Origin of the sequence: Pseudomonas sp. PS01299, assembly GCF_029960145.1 — a bacterium.
Taxonomy (GTDB): domain Bacteria; phylum Pseudomonadota; class Gammaproteobacteria; order Pseudomonadales; family Pseudomonadaceae; genus Aquipseudomonas; species Aquipseudomonas putida_A.
In genome coordinates this window covers 1-3,663 of record NZ_JASCPO010000372.1, presented here as the reverse complement: position 1 = coordinate 3,663, position 3,663 = coordinate 1, and the positions used below count along the sequence as shown (strand labels likewise).

The following is a 3,663-nucleotide window of genomic DNA, read 5'->3' as shown; positions in this document are numbered from 1 at the left end:
CGAATGAGGTGTGTCAGACACCTGATGCGCTGGCTGACACACCTCATTCGCGAGCAAGCCCGCTCCCACAAGGGTTGTGTGTTCACCGCAAAAGGGCCGGGGTTTTCGGGGCTGCCGTTTGCTCGGCTGTGGGCACATCATTGCCAGCTCCGAGTCCGCCACCCAACGCCGTCACCAGTTCCGCATGCGCACTCAAGCGCGCCGCCTGCACCTGCTGCTGCACCTGCTGTTGCTTGAACAGCAAGGTCTGCGCATTGAGCACGTTGAGGTAATCGGTGAGGCCACGCTGATAGGCGATCATCGCGATGTCGTAGGTCTTCTGCGCGGTAGCCACCGACTCGGCGGCGAAGGCTTGCTGCTTGTCCATCGACTCGCGACGGATCAACTGGTCGGAGATGTTCTTCAGTGCATTGACCAGCGTCTGGTTGTAATGCGCCACGGCGATGTCATACCCGGCGGACGCTTCGCCCAGCTCACTGCGCAAACGCCCACCGTCGAAGATCGGCAGCGAGATCGCCGGGCCGACGTTGTAGTTGAGTTTCTTGCCAGTCAAAAACTCCAGCGCCCCGCCGCCAGTGGCCATGTAGCCGAGGCTGCCGACCAGATCGACGTTGGGATAAAACCCGGCATGCGCGACATCGATGCCACGTGCCTGCGCCGCCACTTGCCAGCGACTGGCGACCACGTCCGGGCGCTGACCGAGCAACTCGGCGGGCAATGCCGATGGCAGTTTCAACGCAGCACCCAGCGCCAGCGTCGGCCGCTGCAACTGCGCACCGTCGCCCGGGCCTTTGCCGGCCAGCGCGGCGATCTGGTTGCGGCTCAGGGCGATTTCTTCGTCCAGCGCATCCAGTTGCCGATGGGTCTCCGGCAACGGCGTTTCCGCCTGACTGACTTCAAAGTGCGTGCCGATGCCGCCGTCCAGACGCTTCTGCGCCAGATCCAAAATCTGCTGTTGCTGCTTGAGGGTCGCGGCGACGATGTCGCGCTGGGCGTAATGCAGCGACAGCTCGATGTAGGCGCGCACGATATTGTTCTGCAATTCCAGCTGCGCCAGCCGCGCTTCGGCGGCGCTCATGTGCGCCAGATCCACCGCGCGTTCGCTGGCATTGCTTTCCCGCCCCCAGAGGTCGAGGGCGTAGCTGAAACCCAGCGCGGCGTTGTTGTCCCAGGTGGTGGTGTTGGCCAGCTCGCCCGGGCCGTAGAACTGGTCGGTCGGCCAGTTGTGGCGTTTGAGTGTCGACTCGCCATTGATCTGCAACGACTCGGCCGCTTCGGCGACACCGGCCAGCGCCTTGGCCTGCCGCACCCGAGCAGCGGCCATGGCCATGCTCGGACTGCCCTGCACGGCGAGGTCGATCCAGTGATTGAGTTGCGGGTCGCCGTAGGCTTGCCACCATTGTGCGGTGGGCCAGTTGGCGTCACGGGCGGCGTGGGCGATGGCGTCGTCAGTGGCCAGTGCGTCGGCTTCCAATGCCGTGCTATGCGGGGCAATTCCTTGCGTTGAGATGCAGCCGCTGAGACCCAGGGTAAAAGCCAGAACACTGAGCGGCAAAAGCGCTCTGATGATGCGACGCGGCACAGCTGCGAATTCCTGAAAGAGGATAAGGCGGGGATTTGTGCAGGGGTTGCCGCAGGCTGCGATCTTTTGATCTTGATTCCCTTAAAACAAAATCAAAAGATCGCAGCCTGCGGCAGCTCCTACAGGGAGCGGCGCAATTCTAGGTGGGCGCCTTGGTGGCGATAAGCTGGGATTCCTGTGAATCTTTGTTACCGTTAACGAGATAATCCGTTGGTCGGGGGTCTCAGCCCCTGAAACTTCGTGTCACAATTTGCCATCTCCCTTGAGAGCACCCCATGGACACATTGCAAAACATGCGCGCCTTCAGTTGTGTGGCCGAAGCCGGCAGCTTCACCGCCGCCGCCGTGCAACTCGACACCACCACGGCCAACGTCTCGCGCGCGGTCTCCAACCTGGAAGCCCACCTGCAAACCCGCCTGCTCAATCGCACGACCCGGCGCATCGCCCTGACCGAGGCCGGCAAGCGCTACCTGCTGCGCTGCGAACAGATCCTGGCCTATGTCGAAGAAGCCGAAGCCGAGGCCAGCCAGGCCCACGCCCGCCCCGCCGGCCAGTTGAAAGTGCACACCATGACCGGCATCGGCCAGCACTTCGTGATCGACGCCATCGCCCGCTACCGCAAGACCCACCCGGACGTGACCTTCGACCTGACCATGGCCAACCGCGTGCCGGACCTGCTCGACGAGGGCTACGACGTGTCCATCGTGCTCGCCAGCGAACTGCCGGACTCGGGCTTCGTCTCGCAACGCCTGGGCATCACCTACAGCATCGTCTGCGCCTCCCCGGCCTACGTGAAAGTCAACGGCTGCGCGCAAAAACCCGCAGACCTGCTGAACCACGCCTGCCTGCGCCTCGTCAGCCCGGTGATCCCCCTGGAAAAATGGGCCTTCAACGGCCCGGACGGCCAGGAAATGGTCACCATCAACAGCTCGCCGTTCCTGGTGAACTCCGCCGATGCGATGAAAGCCGCGATCATCAGCGGCATGGGCGTCGGCGTCCTGCCGGTCTACGCCGCCATCGAAGGCCTGCGCAACGGCACGCTGGTGCGGATGATGCCCAACTACCGCTCGCAGGAACTCAACCTGTACGCGATCTACCCGTCGCGGCAGTACCTGGATGCGAAGATTAAGACCTGGGTCGAGTATTTGCGCGGGTCACTGCCGGAGATATTGGCGGCGCATCAGGCGGAACTGGCGGCGTATGAGTTGAGTGGGAGCCTCGCCGGAGCCCGCGTCGCCAACTGATTTTCAACATACGGTGTTCACTGTAGGAGCTGCCGCAGGCTGTGATCTTTTGCTCTTGATGTTTAAAAATCAAAAGATCGCAGCCTACGGCAGCTCCTACAGAAGCGGTGATTTGAAGGGAGTTTTCCGACAGGTTTTGACGGTTGTGACTCGGAAGTGGGGTGGATAGGCTCAGGGGGTCGTTGACGAATCAACGACCGGACTTGGTCGTCCGGGTTTAGAATGGCGCACTTTTTAAGCTTGCTTAATGGCGAGCTGTGCGTGGGAGGGCCTTGGCCCTGCCGGGTTTCCATTCCCTGGTCGACCAACCTGCGTACGGTTCGCCACCCTATTGCTTGGTCGCAGTACGTGGCGAACTCCACATCCCGAATGGAGTTCCACCATGATCAAACCCACACCCAATCCGCCCCAAGCCGAAAGCACCTCCCCCTACGAATCCCTCGATTCAAAAAAGCTCCACGACGCCGCCGAGCGTGCACTCGACCATTACCTGAAACCTTCCGCCGCCGCTGTGAGATTCCACAAACCCAGCAGCATGTTCCAGGTCGTCCCCGACATGGACAACGAAAGCCTGCTGGTTCACGCCTGCGAATCACTGGCCTCGGCAAGCATCATGACCAGCGACATTGCGGCCTATGTCGAAAGCCCGCAGCGACAGACGATACTGGCGATCCAGCAAATCATCATGCTGGCCGAGCTGGCGGTGAATCGGGTGCTGGACAACGTGGAAATCAGCCAACCTGCAGCACACAGCTGAGCCATTGTGGGAGCGGGCTTGCTCGCGAAGGCGTCAGCACATCCAACACTTTCGGTGACTGACACACCGCTTTCGCGAGC

At 61.8% G+C, this 3,663-nt stretch carries 3 protein-coding genes; 2 read left to right on the top strand and 1 reads right to left on the bottom strand.

The features are described from left to right. Positions 1 to 82: 82 nt before the first annotated feature. Positions 83 to 1,582, bottom strand: a complete 1,500-nt coding sequence (locus tag QMX91_RS29820) for an efflux transporter outer membrane subunit (RefSeq protein ID WP_223008446.1) — start codon at positions 1,580 to 1,582, stop codon at positions 83 to 85. A gap of 275 nt (positions 1,583 to 1,857) precedes the next feature. On the opposite strand from QMX91_RS29820, the gene QMX91_RS29815 reads away from it, so the two are divergent. After that, positions 1,858 to 2,826 (top strand): LysR family transcriptional regulator, encoded by a 969-nt coding sequence (locus QMX91_RS29815; RefSeq protein ID WP_223008447.1) that lies wholly within the window; start codon positions 1,858 to 1,860, stop codon positions 2,824 to 2,826. Between the two features lie 382 nt (positions 2,827 to 3,208). After that, positions 3,209 to 3,583, top strand: a complete 375-nt coding sequence (locus tag QMX91_RS29810; RefSeq protein WP_097090429.1) for a DUF6124 family protein — start codon at positions 3,209 to 3,211, stop codon at positions 3,581 to 3,583. Positions 3,584 to 3,663 lie beyond the last annotated feature (80 nt).

Bases quoted from the DNA above. Each gene is read 5' to 3' on its own strand.
- QMX91_RS29810 (WP_097090429.1), top strand. From the start codon at position 3,209: ATGATCAAACCCACACCCAATCCGCCCCAAGCCGAAAGCACCTCCCCC.
- QMX91_RS29815 (WP_223008447.1), top strand. From the start codon at position 1,858: ATGGACACATTGCAAAACATGCGCGCCTTCAGTTGTGTGGCCGAAGCC.